The sequence below is a fragment of the Devosia sp. 919 genome, assembly GCF_013185965.1.
Classification (GTDB): Bacteria; Pseudomonadota; Alphaproteobacteria; order Rhizobiales; family Devosiaceae; genus Devosia.
In genome coordinates, this window is sequence record NZ_JABAOL010000001.1 from 717,142 (window position 1) to 735,001 (window position 17,860).

The following is a 17,860-nucleotide window of genomic DNA, read 5'->3' on the forward strand; positions in this document are numbered from 1 at the left end:
CAGATTTGGCTCATAACTCTGGGAGGAATTGAATGAGCATGATTGGGAAGCCGATGCGTCGGCGAACGCTAGTGTGTCGCGCATCGCTCGCGGCACTGATCCTGGCAAGCGGCCTTAGCAGTGTCAGCGCGCAGGATAAACAGGTGGAGCTGGGCTTCGTCTATTGGGAAACCAAGACTGACGCCTTCGTCCAGATGGCCAATGGCGGCAAGGCGGTGGGTGATCTTGATCCGCGCGTCAACGTTCTGACGGCCGCGCCCGATACCGGCGATCCGCAGCGTCAGGTTGCCCTTTTTGGCCCGATCGCACAGACCCAGACCGATGGCGTCGTGCTGCAGAGCCTGGTTTCGGGTCCCATGACGCGCCCCGCGGCCGACGCAACCGGCTCCGGTACGCCCATGGTGGCAATCGACGCTCCGCCACCGGACGGCGCAGGCATTGGACTGTTCATCACCGCGGACAATACCGGCATTGGCGCGCAGATCGCCGAGAAGGTACTGGCTCTGGTGCCCGCTGATGCCAAGGGCACCGTCATCATCGGCAATACCGGCGTGGGCGTTCCCCCGCTCGATATGCGCGCGCAGGGCATGGTCGACAAGATCAAGGAATTGCGCCCCGATCTCAAGATCGTCGGCCCGGTTGCCACCAATGGCGTGAGTTCGTCCTCAGCCGAAGTCTTTGCCGCCTGGCAGGGGTTGCTTGCCTCCAATCCCGACGCCGTCGCCGTGATGGCGCCGAGTGCGCAGGATCCTTCCGCATGGGGACTTCTCGCCCAGCGCACCGGCTTTGACCTGCCCTCCGGCGGGTTCGACCTCGAGGCGGGCAATCTGCAGGCCGTCAAGGATGGATATGTCGACTACATCATGTCCCCGAGCCACTGGCTGAGCGGCTATCTCGCCACGCGCGCGCTTGCCAACGCGGCGCTGGGTGAAGGCGAATTGCTGCAAGGCCTGTTGCTGGTGCCGGGCGAACTGGTCAGCGCTGACAACATCGACGCCGTCATTGCCCGTCAGGAAAACGCCACAACCGTGGCCGCCGCCCTTGCGCCCATCGGCGATGACATCCTCGCCAATGCCGGCAATTACATTGTCGGTCCGTGGCCGCCGCAATAAGCGAGAAAGTCAGATCCATGGTGGCGCTAGAGGCTCGTGGGGTTCGCAAGACTTACGGTGGTGTGGTCGCCCTGAAGGCTGCCGATTTCGCCGTTCGTCCCGGCAGTGTCCATGCGCTGCTGGGAGAAAACGGCGCCGGAAAATCGACCCTGGTCAAGATCATGACCGGGGCCGTCCAGCCCGATGAAGGCAGCATCCGTCTCTCCGGCGAGCAGGTGAGCTTTCGCAATACAGCGCAAGCCTTTGCCAACGGCGTTGCCGTCGTGGCGCAGGAGCTGAGCCTCTTCCCCCACCTGGATATTCTCGACAACATGTTCCCTCTGCGCGAGCCGCGGAGGGGACCCTTCATCAGTCGCGCCATGATGCGCGATCTGGCCGTGCCTGTGCTCGAAGAGCTGGGCATCGAGCGGAATATATACACCCCCGTTGCCGAGCTCTCGCTCGCTGAGCGGCAGCTGGTGGAAATTGCAAAGGCGCTGGTATCCAACCCAAAAGTGCTGTTGCTGGACGAACCCACCTCGGCGCTGGAGACAGGCGCAAGTGATCGCCTGCTAAAAATCCTCCGCATTCTGCGCGATCGGCAAGTTGGCGTTGTCTACGTCTCGCACATCCTCGAAGAGGTGATGAGCCTTTGTGACGAGGTAACGATCCTGCGGGACGGCAACATCGTGGTCAGCAGTGCGTCCATGGCACGGATGAGCATGGACATGATCGTCAACGAAATGCTCGGCAAGGCCGCAGACGCGCCAAAAAAGCCGCCTGCTCCCCGGACAACCGCTCCCGTCGTCCTTCAGCCTCGAGATGACGGAAAGAGCCTCCGCGTTGAAAATGTAAGCTCGCGCAATGGGCTTCACGACGTCAGTTTTTCGGTGCGGCCCGGCGAAGTTGTCGGGCTTGCGGGCCTTGTGGGCTCCGGACCAGAGGCCATGCTTGCCGCCATTGCCGGGCTCAATCGAATTTCCTCTGGCGCAATAACGCTGCCAGGTGGTCAAACCCAACCTGCTTCTCCGCGCCAGGCTATCGCCTATGGCATCGCCTACGTTTCCGGCGATCGCCGCAAACTTGGCTTGATGCTAGACAAGCCCATCTGGGAAAACATTGTGCAAGTGCGCTCGGTCGGCATGGCCCGCGACGGCGCCTGGCTCAAGACGCGCTCGCTGCGGGAAAGGGCTTCGTCGCTGGCGACGCGGGTCGGCGTCAGGACAAAATCCGTCCTCAACAATGCAGGTTCTCTTTCTGGCGGAAACCAGCAGAAGGTGGTCCTGGCCAAGTGGCTGGACTGGAAACCATCGACCATTCTGCTCAATGACCCGACGCGTGGCGTCGATATCGGCGCGCGAGAAGAAATCAACCAGCTTCTGCGCCAATCCGCCGCCGATGGCGCGGTAGTAGTCTACCTATCAACCGACCCCGCCGAACTGGCCACCGGCTGCGACAGGGTCCTGGTTTTCCACCGTGGCACCATATGCGGCGAACTATCCGGCGAAGCCCTGACGCCGTCTGCCCTGCTGCAACTGATGAATTCAGGCACAGAAAACGCAGCCTGAAGCAGCTCAGAACCTGACGCGAGCACTCTGGTTGGTTGAGATCGGCACAAGACCGGCCTCGCAACTCTGGTCTTTCACGAGGCCCGCTGGCCGATATCCGCTTTTCGGCGCGCACGAGACACGGTCCGACGGCTGAAATGGGGCGCGTTGCTGAAGCACCGGGCCTACCCGTCCCGTACTTGTGGGGCTGGATGACGAACTCGATGGGTATGTTGCCCAACGCGAGGTAAGAAGCGCCGGAGGATTCCGGTTGGTACATCACCTTTTCGATCAGAATGCGTCGCGTACGATCTCAGACCACCCAGTCAATGGCGTCGCCCTCCCAATAGTCAAGGATTGCAGCCCCGAGAGCTCCTGACAAGCTGCAGGGGGTTGTCCGTGAAAATGACAGGCGGTGCTAAGAACTGGCTTCAAGCACCCGGAGGCGCAAATTATGGAAGTGCGCCGCCATCGCTTGCCGAGCTGAAGCTGGATCTTGCTGTCGGATCGCCTCAAAGATTGGCTGGTGTTCGCCTTGCAGAGCACGCCAATCCTGCAGACCAACAATCGATTTGAACCCTACCTGCTTGGACGTTTGAAGGAGGCGTTCGCTAAATTCTTCAAGGATCGGGTTTGAGGCTGCTCGGGCTATGGCCGCATGAAATTCTCCGTTGAGGTCCAGACTCATGAGCTTCTCGGCAGGTTCTAATGCAATTGCTAGAAGGGGGCGTTCGATGGCGGCCAGCTGGTCAGTTGTAGCGCGCTGCGCCGCAAGCTCAGCAAGTTTGGTCTCTACGGCTTCTCTAGCCTCCCAAATACGAAGCAAGACGTCGCGGTTGGCTGCTAACTCTGACGTGCGGACTCGACTGGGATCAATGACATGGGTGGATCGAAGGTAGCGCCCTCCCCCTTGTCGGCTCTCCACTACGCCCCGCATCTCCAAGACCCGGAAAGCCTCTCGAAGCACCGGCCTAGAAACGCGCCACCGCTCCTGCAGCTCACGCTCACTTGGAAAACGCTGATTGAGCTCTATGTGCCCGCGCTCCACCAGGGAGGCTATCTGCGCGATAATCACTTCAGAAAGACGGGTGTTCTTGATCGGTGCGAACTCAGGTCCCGAAGCATTCTCTGTCAAAACCAACTCCAAACTTTGCCAAGCTGAACAACCATTAGCAGGGTCTGCACACCAGGGAACAGTGGTTAAGCTAGATAATTGGGTTGCCCAGTTTACTGGGTTGCGCTAGTCATATCGAACTTTGGAGGAAGCGCATCGATGAATGTCCGACCGTCGTGGGTGGAGCAGTTCCCAGGAAATTTTCAGTGGTCTAATGCCCTTCTGGTGTGCAAGGGCATGGCGCCGTACGGGGCCGTTTCGCTTGCTGATTTAGACCGAGTGGTTGCTGAGCTCGTAGAAGCCGAGGTCACAAGCGACAACTGGTTCACAGCCTGGAAGCGGGTTGGAGAGGAAAGCCAAGAACGTGCTCAAGCTGCTGAGCAGCAAGGGGACCTGGTCACGGCAGGTTCCTACTTTTTGCGGGCGGGTAATTACCTTTACACTGGCGAGAGGTTCATAGAACCGGGTCCAGAAAAGGTGATTGCCAGCCAGCAGGCTTTCCAGTGTTATCATCGAGGAATCCGCTTGCGCTTCCCTCAAGTAGAGTTTGTTGAGGTTCCTTACGGCGACAAAACGTTGCCGGCACTGTTCATGCCGGCTCAGAATGCTGACGCCAAAGCTCCCTGCGTGATCGTCTTTAACGGAATGGACAACTGCAAGGAGATGAGCATTCTCTTTGCGGGGTTGGACCTGTCGGCTCGAGGCTTCCATACGCTCGCTGTTGATGGTCCTGGCCAGGGCGAAACGATGCGGTTGCGCAATATCCCGGCTCGACCGGATTATGAGGTTCCCGCAGGAGCTGCCATTGATTGGCTTAGCGAGAGATCAGAAGTTGATGCTGATCGGATTGCCGTCCTTGGCTACAGCTTCGGCGGATATTATGCTGCCCGGATTGCCGCAAAAGAACCGAGAGTTGCGGCTGGCATAGCACTGACTGCCGGGCACTGGGACTTTGCCAAGTTCCAGCGAGCAGCGAGAGAGAAGGCAAAGGCCGAGCAGAAGGCCGTTGCTCAGCCCAAATTCCAGTTTCAGTGGGTCGTCGGAGCGTCGAATTCGGACGAGGCGCTGGAAATTGCCGAGCAGTTTAGCGTCAAAAACGTAGCCCATGAAATACGGTGCCCGTTTCTGGTGACCCACGGGGCCCAAGACCGCGTAGTTCCGGTTGCAAACGCCACCAGGCTCTTCGATGCCATACCGAGCGACACTGACAAAACGCTGATGATCTTTGAGACGAACGGGAGTTCTCATGCGCATGTAGATGATCGTCCCGCGGGTGTGGCTTACGCTGCGGACTGGTTATCAAAGCGCTTTTTCACCAGTTCATCTAAAGTGAAGTGATCTCCAATGGTTGAGGCACCTTACTGCTCGCCGCCACATAAGGAGCTTCTAACGCCCTCTCTGGCACTGCCTAAGAATTCGTGTGACTGCCACGTCCATGTTTTTGGGCCTGCGGAACGCTATCCGTACCAAACTAAGCGGGCCTACACGCCACATGACTGCACACCGGACATGTTGTTTGATTTGCATGACGCACTGGGAATACAGAGGGCAGTCATTGTTCAGGCGAGTGTGCATGGCACGGACAACACAGCAATACTCGACGCGGTAGCGTTAGCTCCTCAACGGTTGCGAGCGGTGGCATCGGTATCGCCCGAGGTCTCTGATCGGGAACTTGCGCGGTTGCACGAAGGTGGCGTCCGAGCAATTCGCGTCAACATGGTTGATAAGGGAGGCATGCCCTTCAAATCGCTCGACGAGCTGGAGGCTATGGCAGACCGGATTGCAGACATGGGCTGGCATATAGAACTGCTTGCCCATGTGGAAGAAGTTGAGGAGCTTCCGGAACTAGCTTCCCGTCTATCCGTGCCGATTTCGGTTGGGCACTTTGGATACACAAAGGCGGCTTTAACGGTGGCTCACCCTGGCTATGATCGCTTCCTTGGCCTCGTCAGAGAGGGCCGTTGTTGGGTAAAGCTAACGGCTCCCTACCGAATATCCGACGAGGGGGGCGTCCCTTATTCCGATGTTCGCCCGTTTGCAGATGCGCTGGTCCGAGCGGCTCCCGAGCGACTGATATGGGGGTCCGACTGGCCGCACGTGATGCAGGTCAAGCCAATGCCTCACGATGCTCATCTTCTTGATCTGCTTGGTGATTGGGTGACCGACCCATCAATCAGACGGATGCTGTTTGTCGACAATCCATCGGCCCTGTACGGCTTCGATGAATTTGCTGCGGCAAAACGAAACTCACCCTTGGTGAGCCAGTCCCCGGGGTTAGCCGGGGAAAACTAGGTTTAACTGCATTATTGGCTGAGAGCCAAAGTTTTGGGAGGAACTCTTGCTAAACCGATTCAATTCCGCGAGCGCAGCAGCGCTTGCCGTCGTCGCATTCGCGGCGGCTACATCCCCGACGTTTGCGCAAGGTGCCAAGGCGCCCGAAGGCGTTATTGAGATTACGGTCGGATGTGCTGCGGGGTGTACTCCGGATATCCTAATGCGCAGAGCTGCAAAGATATGGAACGATGAGAAAATCATCGAAAATCCTATTGTGATTGTTAATCGTCCAGGCGGTGGAATGACCACGGCCATGAACTACGTTCTTGAACGGCCCGGCGACACAAACAACTTGATGGCACTTGCAGAACCGGTGTTTTCTACGCCGGTCGTCCAAGGGATGGAGCCGGCCTACAACAAATTTACTCCCTTGGGAGTGTTTGTTCAGACGCAGCTGCTCATACTCACACAGCCGGATAGCCCCGCAAACACCCTGAAAGACGTCATCGAAGATGCGCGCTCACGGCCGCAACAAGTGCGGGTCGCTGGTTCGAGCGCGGGTGCAACGGACGACCAGGTCATGGGTCTTCTTGAGCGCGCAGGTGGCGTGGATATGACCTTCATCCCGCATTCTGGCGGTGGAGCAGCGCAAGCGACTTTTCTAGGCGGCAACACGGAACTGATCGTTCTGACTCTTGACGAAGCGCTTCCACACATTGAGGCCGGAAACGCGAAGGCGGTGGCAATCCTCAACGAGGAACGTCGCACAGAAGATTCCCTCAAGGATATCCCAACGGCAAAGGAACAGGGCATCGATGTAAGCTGGGAGCAGGTGTTCGGTTTGCTTGGTGCACCCAATTTGGATCCTGCAATTACGGAGTGGTGGGGCGAGAAGATCCAAGCCCTAACTGCAACGGACGCTTGGACGGATTCTTTGGAGACCAACTTTCTCGGGGGGACGGTCTACGTCGGACCAGACCTGTCAAAGAACATGGATGAGTTTTATGCACGCAGGCTTGACGTGCTGAAACTCATAGGCGCTGCGAAGTAGCGCATGAAGCACTTACAGCTAGCCGCTGCAGCAGTTCTGGCCATTGTGGCTACGGTTATTTTCTTCGGCACGTCGGGGCTGGAATTTTGGAGCGGCATCTCGCCCGGACCGCGCTTTATGCCTCTTCTGATTGCAGCGGCGCTGATCATCTTGTCCGCTGCCTATGCGTACGAAACAATGTGCGTCGCCGGCGAAACGCCGGCGACCTTTCCTCGGGGGAGCGACGGACTCCGAGTTCTCTTTGTCGCACTCGCCATCGTGTTCTTCGCTGTGATGTCGATGCTGCTGGGAATTGTTGTCTCTGCGTTTGTCTTCGTTATCCTGACGCTTGTAACGATCCTTAGGCAACCCGTGCTGCCGAGCCTATTCGCATCAGCAATCACGGTGGGGATCATCTATTCGATATTTGTTGCCTGGCTCCAAATGCGCCTCCCCACTGGAATCTTCGGAATATAATAAGGCTGTGAGCTATGGATAACTTGGACGTAATCGTACAGGGTTTTGCCGTTGCCTTTACATGGCAGGGTATTCTTGCCGTATTCTTCGGAGTCCTTATCGGCCAGATCGTCGGAGCTTTGCCTGGGCTGGGACCAGCGGCTGGGATGGCTCTGTTGCTGCCGATCACCTTTGGCATGGATCCCACAGCAGCGATCATGATGTTAGCCGGTATTCTCTACGGCGGCATGTATGGAGGTACCCTCACCTCGGTTCTCATCAACGTCCCCGGGGAGTCATCCAGCGTGATGACAGCTCTAGACGGCCACCAGCTTGCTCTTCAGGGGCGTGCCGGTGCAGCGCTGTCGATCGCCGCTATCGGATCGTTCGTTGCCGGCATCGTAGGCACGTTCGCCCTGGCCTTGGCAGCGGTGGCGATAAGTGCGGTCGCTTTGAGGTTCAACGCTCCGGAGTTCTTTCTACTTGCGCTGCTGGGCCTTATCGCCACTGCGAGTCTGGGCGGAGGATCCCCCGTCAAGGCTCTCCTGATGGCCTGTGTGGGTTTGTCAATCGCGCTGATCGGCGTGGACCCGATCAGCGGTGTCAATCGACTGACCTTCGGCAGTACGACCCTTTTGGACGGGATTGATTTTCTACCAGTCGCTATCGGGCTGTTTGGGATTGCTGAAGTGCTCGCCTCTTTGGAGTCAATCAAGCGCGAACCAGTTCTGGCCGCTAAATTCAAGGACATGTGGCTTACCAAAGCGGAGTGGATGTCCTCACGCATGGCTATTGTAAGAGGAACTGGCATCGGGTTCGTTGTAGGACTTATGCCGGGAGCGGGGGCCACTATCGCGGCTTTTTTGGCATATGTGGTGGAACGACGCTTCTCCAAATCACCTGAGCGATTTGGAAAAGGCTCATTGGATGCCATCGCAGCTTCAGAAACTGCCAACAATGCATCTGTGACCGGCGCGCTCGCTCCAATGCTCGCTTTGGGAATTCCTGGTTCTACCGGCACAGCTGTTCTGCTTGCGGCGCTTATATTGCAAGGTGTTCGGCCTGGACCAACCTTGATGACAGATCAGCCTATTCTCGTCTGGAGCCTCATTGCTTCGATGCTGCTAGGTAATGTCATCTTGCTCATCATGAACCTTCCGCTTGCGCCTTTGTTCGCGGCTTTTCTTCGGGTGCCGTATGTTTATCTCGCGCCAGGCATAGTGATGTTCTCATTGATCGGCGCTTTTGCGGCAACGCTCAGCTATTCCACGATGATAATCGCGATGGTGTTTGGGGGGATAGGGTACGTGATGATCAAGCTGGATTTGCCACGAGCGCCATTGGTTCTTGCGCTCGTCCTCGCTCCGCTTATGGAGGAGTCCCTCCGCCAGTCGCTCCTGTTGTCACTCGGCAGCCCTATGATCTTTCTGACGCGACCTTTCGCGGTGGTGTTGATCGTGGTCATTGCCGTGTTCGTGGCGATGCCCTTCTTGTTCCGGCGCTCTGGTCGGTTATCGCCGGCTGGGTAGACACACCGGATCTGCGTTCGGGGAAGCCGATAGTTGGCGGCTTCCCTTGTCACAGTCGACCCCCTGGGCCGCTTTCGCGCGTACCAGTTTTTCACTTCCTGCTTCGAAAAGGTCTGCCCATGCTTAATCAGTCGCTACGTGGCGTGATCGCCGCTATCCCCACGCCGATCGACGCGTCGGGCAATGCTGATATCCCAGCCTATCTCAAGCTTGCGCGCGACCTTCTGGACAACGGGTGCGACGCGCTCAACGTGCTGGGCACGACCGGCGAAGCAACCTCGTTTTCGGTTATCGAGCGCACTGCGGTGATGGAAGCTGTTGCTGCCAACTTGCCCAGAGACCGTCTGATGGTTGGCACCGGTGCCGCGGCGGTGACCGATGCGATCACGCTGACGCGCAATGCGGCCGAGCTGGGCTTTGCCGGCGCTCTGCTCCTGCCGCCCTTCTACTACAAGAACGTGCCGGCCGAAGGCGTACTGGAGTATCTGCAGCTGGTGGCCGATGCTACGGCCGATTCAGGCATCCCGCTGTATCTTTACAATTTTCCGGCCATGTCCGGCATCGCATATACCCCCGAGATCATTGCTGAGGCAGTCAAACGCATTGGACCCCGTATTGCCGGCGTTAAGGATTCTTCGGGCGATCTACCCTATTGTCGCACCGTGGCGGCGATTTCTTCCAAGCTGTCCGTATTCCCGGCGACTGAGGCGGCGTTGCTCGAGGCCCGGACCGGCGCGTTTGCGGGCTGCATCTCAGCTAGCGCGAATGTCAATGCCGATCTGTGCGCAAGAGCTTTCCATCAGGGTGACACTGTAGCTTCCGAAAAGGCAGTGGCCATCCGCAATCTCTTTGGTGGGATTAGCATTGTTTCAGGGGTCAAGGCGATGTTGTCGGTCAACCGCAACGATCCCGGCTTAGCGCATATGCGGCCGCCCCTGGTCGAACTTCCCGCCGCCGAAGCCACCGAACTGGCCGAGCAAGCCGCCGCCATCCGTGCATCCTAGAAAACTCAGGTCCTTAGAGGCTAAACGGATTGAGCGGAAAGGCACCTTCTTCATCCCGGTTTGTGTCAAGGGGCGTACGACGGCATCTGCCGCGGAGAACGGCATTGATTAGGCTTGGAGGTGCGACCACGAGGGGTACACGCACAGGGTCAGGGTCTACTGGGCATGAGGTCCGTGCCACACGGGCTCGCGCTTCTCATCGCGGTTGGCGCTGTGGCGGCCGCATGGGGTAAGAAAGGCGGAGTGGATCAATCTTTTAGGCGCCCTTACCAGCTTGCAGGGCTGCTGCCGGTACGATCTCACGTCACCCTCGTCCCCGTGAGGACCTTTTTCCTGCCGAAGCAGAACCGATAAATCTCTTAGATAAGTAATCAGGCGACCGCTGTGGTGGGCTCACTTTCCCAGCGGGAATCGGTACGGTCGGGCCACATCCGGTGCAGGATCACCGCCAGACAGCGGGCTACGACAACGATGGCACGGCGCCGGCCTCGCCGCTGCGCGACCCGCATGCCCCACGCCTTCAGCCAAGACCACTTACCGCGCTGGGTGAGTAGGATCTGCGCGGCCTCGTACAGCATCGTGCGCAGCATGGTGTCACCGCACTTCGAGATGCCGCCATCGTAGTCGATCTCACCTGACGGGTGACGACGAGGCGTCAGCCCCACATGAGCCCCCACGGCCCTGGAATGAACAAAGCGCTGCGGCTGGTCGACAGTCGGCCGTAGGTCAGCGCAACAACAGCACCGACACCAGGGGCCGTCATCAGCCGCCGGCAGACGGGATCACGCCGCACGACGTCGAGCAGCATCTTGTGCAGCCTGGTGAACTCCTGGCGCATGACGCGGCGGATGGTGAGCATCGGCTCGACGATGGCGGCAAGCCTGGGTAACCCTCTAACCAGCTGCGGATCCGCGTCCTGAATCCAGCTTGCCCGACGACGCAAACCTTCAGGCCGAAGTTGCGCAAAGTGCCACGCCGATCCGCATCAACGTCCAGCATCTTGCGTTGCACCAGCTTGCGCGCAGTCAGCAGCATCCGCTTTTCCTGGCTTGCCAGCGTCTTCACATGCACCGGCTTGAACTGGCCGGCGCGCATCATCTGAGCAATGCCGCGCGGGCGCTGACCAGAATGGGCGCTCTCAGGAAGACTATCTCACTGTGTGACGCATGCGGCATGGAAGTAAGCCCCATGGTCGCGTTGCTCAAGCGCTCGATATCGGATCGCAGCAATCCACCGATTGAGAAAAAATCATCAACATGCCCACGAATGATCCGACGTTGGGTACGACCCTTTTGCCTTTGAAGGCAGGATGTCCTGCGAGCCCTAGCAATTGGGGCAGTGTTGGCTCTCTGACTGTGCTGGCACAGGTCTTGCAGGAATTTTGTGGTTCGCGTTCTCGCGGACAGTCAAAATTGGAGAGACTTCAATGCCACCTCGCGAACACTCGCCGTCTGCATTTAGCCGGCGCAACCGCCGACTGGTGCTCGCCACTCTCACGGCCGCCCTCTTGACCTGCGCTGCGCCGCAAGCTCAGGAAACGACGATATTTGACCTCGACAAGGCAACGATTGATGACATTCACGCTGCCTTCAAGGCAGAGGCGCTAACGGCAGAACGGCTGGTCCAACTGTACCTGAACCGCATCGCCACCTATGATGATCATGGCCCTGCGCTTAATGCCATCATCACCATCAATCCGGATGCCCTTGAGCAGGCCCGAGCGCTGGACGCAGAACTCGCCGAGGGGGAGCTGAAGGGGCCGCTCCACGGTATTCCCGTGCTGCTGAAGGACAACTACAACACGGCGGATATGCCTACGACTGGCGGGTCGGTGGCGCTTGCGGGTTCAATTCCCCATGAAGATGCGCACACTGTAGCCCGTTTGCGGGACATGGGCGCCATCATCTTAGGTAAGGCAAATTTGAGTGAATTCGCCACACCAGCCGGACGCGGCGCTTACAGCTCAATGAACGATGTCACCAAAAATCCCCACCGTCTCGAGAGCGACCCGGCGGGTTCAAGTGGGGGATCGGGGGCGGCCGCGGCGGCGAATTTCGCGACGCTGGCCTTCGGAACGGATACGGGTGGGTCGATCCGTGGTCCTGCAGCGGCTAATGGGGTGGTGGGAGTGAGGCCAACATACGGTCTGGTGAGCCGTGCCGGCATCATTCCACAGGCGCTGACCATGGACACTGCAGGGCCGCTGGCTCGCAACGTGACCGACGCAGCAATTGCCCTAGGCGTGTTTGCTGGCACAGACCCGGCCGATCCGACTACGGTCGAAAGTGACAGCCTCAAGCAGGCTGACTATACCGCGATGCTAAACAAGGATGCCCTCGACGGTGCGCGCATCGGCGTCGTGCGCAACTACTTCGGGGGTGATCCGGAAGTAGATGCTCTTATCGATGCGGCCGTGGCCGACATCGTGAAGCTGGGAGCCGAGGTGGTGGAGTTGAATTTCAAGGATGAATTCGTGTCGTCCTTGGCTCCACTCCGTGCGGCTATCAATGCAGAATTCGAGCCCGACCTTGAGGAGTATCTGGCGAAACTGGATGAGGGCTATCCCAAGTCGCTCGAGGAAGTGGTGAGGATTTCGGTTTCTCCGGAGGTGCTGAACTCACCGCGCCCGGTAAATCCTGGCCTCATCGAAACGCATCTGCAGAACCTCCTTATCGGGGGCAAGGACAATCCGGACTATATCGAAGCCCTGGCGGCGGTCTCCGAGGTCAAGGTTACGGTGGCTGCATTCATGGACGAGCATGAGGTGGACGCCCTGGTCTGGCCGACGTCGCGATGCACCGCTGAGCCGATCTACTCGCTCCCGGACCCCGATCGCGTTTGCACGAGCGGGCCGGGTGCTAGTCTGGTTGCGACGTATTCCGGATTTCCGGACGTTCAGGTTCCTGCCGGATATACGTCGCGCGGCCTGCCCACAACGATCTCCTTCCTCGGACGTCCATATAGCGAGGCGCAGCTGCTCGGCTATGCCTTTGCCTATGAGCAGGCCACTCTGCATCGCAAGGTCCCGGAGCTGTTCCCGGAACTTCCCGGTGAAGCCTTCGAGTACTAGCAGCAGGATCTGGCAATAATTGGCGGCTGCCTTAACGGCCAATCGAAGACAGCCGCCAATAGCCAACTGATTTCAAATCCCGCAAGAGCATATGGGCGAGCGGCTAGCAGATTGGTGCCTGTATATCCCACGCAGAGAAGGATGCCCCAATGGCAGCTTTCGGAAACCTACAGGATGCTGTTCAACGACGGAAATGGGGCGCTCTGCCGTCCGGCAGGAACCGACCCCAAGTCGGTCGTTCGCAGCGTCGTGCAATGGCCCCGAGAGCCGCCGTAGCCCGTCATCGAAGTTGCACCTCAAATTGGCACAGGATCGTGTCTGCTAAATTGCGGGTAGCTCCGTCGGGGCAGCGCAAAGCCGGGTTCAATCCCCCGCACTGGAACAAATGGTCGTCAGCGAGAATTGGTTTGATTTCAACGGAGGTGAACAATGCCCATCCCCACCAAGGACACAGAGAAAAAGAAACCCGACCCGGCCCTCGCCGACGTTGAGCCGGGGAGCGATGCCGATGCGACCCCAGCTGGGGAGCCAGGCAAGACGCCACCAGACCCAAACAAGAAGCCCTCGGATCCGTAAGCTAGGCTTGACGCCTTGGGGTACTCGACCTGTTCGGCTGGCACCTGGCCACCTGCACCCGAGCACCGCTTTCGAGTACGTTGTTGAGAATGTCGTGTTCTTCGCCATCTGGCAGCGGTTTCACGATACAATGCATCATGGATAAGAATAAATTCGCCTCGTCAAAGCTGGTTCTGCTCCAGGCCTTCCGGCCAGACGAAGGCGGCAAGATGGTGCCGGCGTTCGCGCCCCGGAAGATGCGAGATGAAGCATCGGCGTACAACGCTGCCGAGCAGCTAGTGCAATCCTATCCGGCGGTGATGGCGTGGACTCAGCCGAGCCATGGTGCCAGTGGCGAGCTTGAGGAACGATCCGTCGTCTTCCGCCACGGCGATGTGCCGGAATGAACTAACTAGCCCAGCACACCACAGCTGACGGCTAGCCTTGATTAAGTGACGACAGACAGAGGTGGACGGTTGAGCCGAAAGTTCCGAGTTGTGGATTGCACCCCATCTGAGGGCGCAGCCGCTGAGTTCATCCAGAGTGCGGGATCACCTGAGGAGGCCGCGCGGTTGGCCCTTGGCCTGGATCTGCGCCGGAACGGGGTTGCTGGAAACCTGCGCGTCAAGGTCTACCATGAGGCGCCTACCGGCACTGTGTCACTGTACCGGCTCTACACAAAGAGCCTGGGTACCACATAGGATATGCACGAAACTGCGGGGCCAGTCCGCCGTTTTCCAAAGCAATCAGGAGCTACAATGCCCCGTTATTTTTTCGACACGGACGACGGCACCGAGTTGCTTAGAGACAACGAAGGCTCTGAGCTGGCCGATGAACAAGCGGCGCGTGATGAGGCGTCGCTGACCATGGCTGAGCTCGCTAAAGAGTATATTGCTGGGAGCCCGCTGCAGAAGAATGTCACAATGTGGGTCCGCAACGAGCAAGGCGAGGCCGTGTTGCAGCTCTCACTCACCTTCGCGACCCAGATCCCGAAGGGGGTCTCATCCCATTTCTGACAGGGGAATGACCGGCCGGCGAAGGTCACTTGTCCGAGAAATGTCTTTCATGTGCGCCAACACATCGGCAATTGGCTGATCCCAATGCAAGCCCTCAATATTATAGGCGAGATCGCAGCACCCCCGGACACAAGGCTAGAACAGGAGGGCGCATCGTACTCCAAGCCGAGTTGCGCCTCACGAAGGCAACACTGGATGATCCGATGGAGAAGCCAACGGCGCCGCTGCCGGCCTCCACCTCTGATTGATCTGCCTGCTGTCAGGCTGCCAGGCGGGCGGGGTCGATCTTAAGGGTGACGATGAGACCATCTTCCTCCCACGCATAGTGGATGGACCCGCGTAGCGCATTGGTAATGCTGCGCTCGACGAGTTTGGTGCCGTACCCTTTTGGGACGCTGGTTGGTACCACCTCAGGACCTCCTCGCTCCGTCGAGACCACCGTTACCGCCTCGTCTCTGGCCGAGCAGGAAACATCGATCATACCAGTCGGTGATGAGAGCGCGCCGTACTTGAGGGAGTTCGTTGCCAGTTCGTGCACGATCAATGCGAGCGTGGTCGTTGCGCTTTCGCCTACGATCATACGCGGTACCGAGACCCGGATGCGCCCACTGAAGGCTCCTAGGTCGTCGTAGGGCGCGAGCAGCACGGAAAGCAGGTCGCCGAGCAAAGCTGCCGCGGCGTCGGTTTGACCCGGTAATGGACGAACAAGATCATGGGCTCGCCCCAATGCTGTCAATCGCTGCGTCAGTTCTCGCGCCATGTCGGTAACAGTGGACGTGGATCGGGAGGTGATCGCAGTCAGACCGGTGGCAATGGCCAGCAGGTTCTTGACGCGATGGCTCATTTCACCGGCAAGGAGTTCTCGTCCTTCTTCGGCCTGTTTGCGGCCGGTGACATCCAGAAAAACACCGAACATAATACGTTGGACGATACCCTCATCGTCTCCTTTGCCACGGGCCGAGATCCAGCGAAGCTCCTCACCAACCATGATGCGGAAGTCGATCTCATAGGGGCCGAGTATTGCCCGCGTAGCGGTGAAGGCAGCTCGGACCCGATCCCGATCAGCAGGGTGAATATGGGCGGATAGATCCTCGAACGTGACCTTGGCGCCTCGCCGCAAACCCCATAGGTCGTAGGCCTGGTCGTCCATGGTGAGCGCGTCGGTATCGACGTTCCACGACCAGAGGGCAATGCCGGCAGCATCCACAGCACGTGCGAGATTCTTGACATCCCGAAGGAGCGAACTCGATGTCTCGACGGCTTCACTCATATCGCTTCTGACACCTTTGCGGCCTCACTCAGTTCGCGCGTTCTAATGGAAAGGCAACATCATCGTAAAGAGCTCGAATCGTAGCGCCCTCGAAACGCTGCTCGTTGACCTCGAGATAGGATCCTGCGCGCGCGGCAACAGGCAAGTCCTCGATAACAAACCGGACTGCCTCAGCTGCGGTACTGAAACGACGATACTGAGCCTGGTTGGTCTTGGCGTAACGGCGGCTGGCGAACAGCTCTGCTCGGGCGCCGAAGTTGAAATTTTCCATGATGCGGATTTCCTTGGAAGCGTGAAAAGCCACGCGCCCGGAATGGGTGCGTGGCGGATGCCGGACTGGAATGTTGAAATATTTCCTACGCGGACGCGCTGGGTGCCTCTACCAGTGGGAGGCTAGGCGGGCCCTAATGGGCCCGACCAACGTCAGACCAAGGTCAGGTTGGTAGCCGAAACCTTGCCGTCGCGGCCGGTTTCGAGTTCGTAGGTAACCTTGTCGTTTTCGTACAGGCCATTGAGGCCCGAACGCTCGACAGCGGAGATATGGACGAATGCGTCCTTCTCGCCGCCTTCAGGCGAGATGAAGCCAAAACCCTTGGTCGTGTTGAAAAATTTCACGGTGCCGTTGATCATTAGATAGTCCTGAAAATGTAGCCCGGAGCTATAGCGAGCGGGCAGATGATCCAGAGGCAATATGCCAATGGATTTCTAAACGTTCGCAAAGTAGGGAGGTAGCCAGGGGCCAGAAGAACCGGCAGATCGGGCAGCCAACGGAGGCTGAAAACGTAGCTCCTTATTGCATTCCCCAGCGGGGGAGTAAAGCGCAAACTGGGTAATCACTCAATCTCTCAGAGATCACCCGGTTACGGCATATTTGAAGTGGCAACCGAGGCGGTGGCCAGCGTCGTAACAATTGGGATAAGCGGCGTTGAACAGCGAGACCGATGGAACGGGTCCTGGCCAGCAGTTGATCAACATGGAAGAGCTGGTGAAAGTTCACGTTGATCAACCGGGGCGTCTTCACCCTGCCTGCCTTCGCGCTACAGCGAGCGCAAGGAAGCGGCAGCCAGACTCGAGGAGCGGGTCCGGCCAGAAGTCTTCTTAGATTACGAAGGCACGGTGATCCAAACGTCGAGCCCGCATCAGGAATGGCCGCTAATTGAACTTGCGGACTACAAACCGGACCGACTGTTTCCCACCCCAAAGACGCCGGTCCGGAGCCGACCTCATTCCAGCCGTTCAACGACAATGCCGCATTGTAAAAAAGCGGACGTAGCTCGATTTGGTGGCCATGAGCAAAGCCGGCTCTTCGCGCGGATCCGCCAGAGCTGGCTCTCTGAGGCGGGACGGATACAAGATCTCACTGTTCACGGTTAGCCCGGACTCGGTAAGTCGCCCAGACAGTGATCGCCAGGCCAACCATGGCTGGAAAGGTCACAGCCGGAAAATCAGTTGCGATCACAGAGGGAGAACAAATGCCAACCGCGAGTTCCCAGAAATGGAAGATCGCATGCCCGGTAAGCCATAGACTGGGCGCCCCCCATATTTCAATCCGAAGGGCTGGCCTGAACAACCCCATGGCGTAAGCCGCGCCAATGGAAAGATATATAATGCCTATGTCGCGGATGAAATGTTGGTTGTAGAGGCCCGTCTGACATTGGGGACCGTGTAGTACCACGCCTCCGGCGAGATAAGCATGAACAGGCCATTGCCGATCCCGAGCAGGGTCAGAAATCCTACCGAGATGTAGATGAGTAGTGCCGTGGCTCGGTTCCGTGTTGCTATCAAGATAACGTTTTCCATTGCTGCATCGATGCCGATCCGCCAGTAGCCGACACCGTTATCGGCTTCGCACGCTAGCCATCTGCGCGATGGCATTGCCGGTCTGGGCTCAGGTCCTTGCCATC

15 protein-coding genes and 1 pseudogene are annotated in these 17,860 nt (G+C 58.4%); 11 read left to right on the forward strand and 5 right to left on the reverse strand.

What is annotated here, in order from left to right; genetic code table 11:
• Window positions 1-32: 32 nt before the first annotated feature.
• Both HRQ64_RS03440 and HRQ64_RS03445 read left to right on the forward strand, forming a co-directional pair.
• Window positions 33-1,112, forward strand: coding sequence for a sugar ABC transporter substrate-binding protein (locus tag HRQ64_RS03440; RefSeq protein WP_172122067.1), 1,080 nt, complete (start codon window positions 33-35; stop codon window positions 1,110-1,112).
• A gap of 17 nt (window positions 1,113-1,129) precedes the next feature.
• Window positions 1,130-2,659, forward strand: a complete 1,530-nt coding sequence (locus tag HRQ64_RS03445) for a sugar ABC transporter ATP-binding protein (protein WP_172122069.1) — start codon at window positions 1,130-1,132, stop codon at window positions 2,657-2,659.
• Between the two features lie 397 nt (window positions 2,660-3,056).
• Here the strand turns inward: HRQ64_RS03445 and HRQ64_RS03450 are convergent, their stop codons facing one another.
• A complete protein-coding gene (locus HRQ64_RS03450) occupies window positions 3,057-3,773 on the reverse strand; it encodes an FCD domain-containing protein (protein WP_172122071.1) in 717 nt (238 codons plus the stop codon).
• Between the two features lie 138 nt (window positions 3,774-3,911).
• Between HRQ64_RS03450 and HRQ64_RS03455 the strand changes: the two genes are divergently transcribed.
• The 6 genes from HRQ64_RS03455 to HRQ64_RS03480 all read left to right on the forward strand — a co-directional run bounded on the left by HRQ64_RS03455 (window position 3,912) and on the right by HRQ64_RS03480 (window position 10,045).
• Window positions 3,912-5,090 carry an alpha/beta fold hydrolase gene (locus tag HRQ64_RS03455; RefSeq protein ID WP_172122073.1) on the forward strand — a complete coding sequence of 393 codons (1,179 nt, stop codon included), beginning with the start codon at window positions 3,912-3,914 and terminating at the stop codon, window positions 5,088-5,090.
• A gap of 6 nt (window positions 5,091-5,096) precedes the next feature.
• Window positions 5,097-6,044, forward strand: coding sequence for an amidohydrolase family protein (locus HRQ64_RS03460; protein ID WP_172122075.1), 948 nt, complete (start codon window positions 5,097-5,099; stop codon window positions 6,042-6,044).
• Between the two features lie 202 nt (window positions 6,045-6,246).
• A complete protein-coding gene (locus tag HRQ64_RS03465; RefSeq protein ID WP_172122077.1) occupies window positions 6,247-7,077 on the forward strand; it encodes a tripartite tricarboxylate transporter substrate binding protein in 831 nt (276 codons plus the stop codon).
• A 3-nt stretch (window positions 7,078-7,080) separates the two neighbouring features.
• The gene (locus HRQ64_RS03470) at window positions 7,081-7,533 is read left to right on the forward strand and encodes a tripartite tricarboxylate transporter TctB family protein (protein ID WP_172122079.1); all 453 of its coding nucleotides are present in this window, start codon (window positions 7,081-7,083) and stop codon (window positions 7,531-7,533) included.
• 14 nt (window positions 7,534-7,547) lie between these two features.
• Window positions 7,548-9,041: a tripartite tricarboxylate transporter permease gene (locus tag HRQ64_RS03475; protein WP_172122080.1), complete on the forward strand. Its 1,494-nt coding sequence runs from the start codon at window positions 7,548-7,550 to the stop codon at window positions 9,039-9,041.
• A gap of 119 nt (window positions 9,042-9,160) precedes the next feature.
• Window positions 9,161-10,045, forward strand: coding sequence for a dihydrodipicolinate synthase family protein (locus HRQ64_RS03480; protein WP_172122082.1), 885 nt, complete (start codon window positions 9,161-9,163; stop codon window positions 10,043-10,045).
• A gap of 371 nt (window positions 10,046-10,416) precedes the next feature.
• Here the strand turns inward: HRQ64_RS03480 and HRQ64_RS20045 are convergent.
• Window positions 10,417-11,155: pseudogene (locus tag HRQ64_RS20045) on the reverse strand (IS110 family transposase); the annotation flags it as partial.
• Between the two features lie 316 nt (window positions 11,156-11,471).
• Between HRQ64_RS20045 and HRQ64_RS03490 the strand changes: the two are divergent.
• The 3 genes from HRQ64_RS03490 (at window position 11,472) to HRQ64_RS03500 (ending at window position 14,686) form a co-directional block, all read left to right on the forward strand.
• Window positions 11,472-13,115 carry an amidase family protein gene (locus tag HRQ64_RS03490; protein ID WP_172122084.1) on the forward strand — a complete coding sequence of 548 codons (1,644 nt, stop codon included), beginning with the start codon at window positions 11,472-11,474 and terminating at the stop codon, window positions 13,113-13,115.
• Between the two features lie 713 nt (window positions 13,116-13,828).
• A complete protein-coding gene (locus HRQ64_RS03495; protein WP_172122086.1) occupies window positions 13,829-14,077 on the forward strand; it encodes a hypothetical protein in 249 nt (82 codons plus the stop codon).
• A 351-nt stretch (window positions 14,078-14,428) separates the two neighbouring features.
• Window positions 14,429-14,686 carry a hypothetical protein gene (locus tag HRQ64_RS03500; protein ID WP_172122088.1) on the forward strand — a complete coding sequence of 86 codons (258 nt, stop codon included), beginning with the start codon at window positions 14,429-14,431 and terminating at the stop codon, window positions 14,684-14,686.
• Between the two features lie 259 nt (window positions 14,687-14,945).
• On the opposite strand, the gene HRQ64_RS03505 is transcribed toward HRQ64_RS03500, so the two are convergent.
• The 3 genes from HRQ64_RS03505 to HRQ64_RS03515 all read right to left on the reverse strand — a co-directional run bounded on the left by HRQ64_RS03505 (window position 14,946) and on the right by HRQ64_RS03515 (window position 16,586).
• Complete coding sequence (locus HRQ64_RS03505) at window positions 14,946-15,956, reverse strand: sensor histidine kinase (RefSeq protein ID WP_172122089.1); 1,011 nt, start codon at window positions 15,954-15,956, stop codon at window positions 14,946-14,948.
• Window positions 15,957-15,984: 28 nt separating this feature from the next.
• A complete protein-coding gene (locus tag HRQ64_RS03510; protein ID WP_172122091.1) occupies window positions 15,985-16,227 on the reverse strand; it encodes a hypothetical protein in 243 nt (80 codons plus the stop codon).
• 152 nt (window positions 16,228-16,379) lie between these two features.
• Complete coding sequence (locus HRQ64_RS03515; protein ID WP_172122093.1) at window positions 16,380-16,586, reverse strand: cold-shock protein; 207 nt, start codon at window positions 16,584-16,586, stop codon at window positions 16,380-16,382.
• Between the last annotated feature and the right edge of the window lie 1,274 nt (window positions 16,587-17,860).

Coding starts and splice junctions, on each gene's coding strand:
- HRQ64_RS03440 (WP_172122067.1), top strand. CDS start 33: ATGAGCATGATTGGGAAGCCGATGCGTCGGCGAACGCTAGTGTGTCGC.
- HRQ64_RS03445 (WP_172122069.1), top strand. CDS start 1,130: ATGGTGGCGCTAGAGGCTCGTGGGGTTCGCAAGACTTACGGTGGTGTG.
- HRQ64_RS03455 (WP_172122073.1), top strand. CDS start 3,912: ATGAATGTCCGACCGTCGTGGGTGGAGCAGTTCCCAGGAAATTTTCAG.
- HRQ64_RS03460 (WP_172122075.1), top strand. CDS start 5,097: ATGGTTGAGGCACCTTACTGCTCGCCGCCACATAAGGAGCTTCTAACG.
- HRQ64_RS03465 (WP_172122077.1), top strand. CDS start 6,247: ATGCGCAGAGCTGCAAAGATATGGAACGATGAGAAAATCATCGAAAAT.
- HRQ64_RS03470 (WP_172122079.1), top strand. CDS start 7,081: ATGAAGCACTTACAGCTAGCCGCTGCAGCAGTTCTGGCCATTGTGGCT.
- HRQ64_RS03475 (WP_172122080.1), top strand. CDS start 7,548: ATGGATAACTTGGACGTAATCGTACAGGGTTTTGCCGTTGCCTTTACA.
- HRQ64_RS03480 (WP_172122082.1), top strand. CDS start 9,161: ATGCTTAATCAGTCGCTACGTGGCGTGATCGCCGCTATCCCCACGCCG.
- HRQ64_RS03490 (WP_172122084.1), top strand. CDS start 11,472: ATGCCACCTCGCGAACACTCGCCGTCTGCATTTAGCCGGCGCAACCGC.
- HRQ64_RS03495 (WP_172122086.1), top strand. CDS start 13,829: ATGGATAAGAATAAATTCGCCTCGTCAAAGCTGGTTCTGCTCCAGGCC.
- HRQ64_RS03500 (WP_172122088.1), top strand. CDS start 14,429: ATGCCCCGTTATTTTTTCGACACGGACGACGGCACCGAGTTGCTTAGA.
- HRQ64_RS03505 (WP_172122089.1), bottom strand. CDS start 15,956: ATGAGTGAAGCCGTCGAGACATCGAGTTCGCTCCTTCGGGATGTCAAG.
- HRQ64_RS03510 (WP_172122091.1), bottom strand. CDS start 16,227: ATGGAAAATTTCAACTTCGGCGCCCGAGCAGAGCTGTTCGCCAGCCGC.
- HRQ64_RS03515 (WP_172122093.1), bottom strand. CDS start 16,586: ATGATCAACGGCACCGTGAAATTTTTCAACACGACCAAGGGTTTTGGC.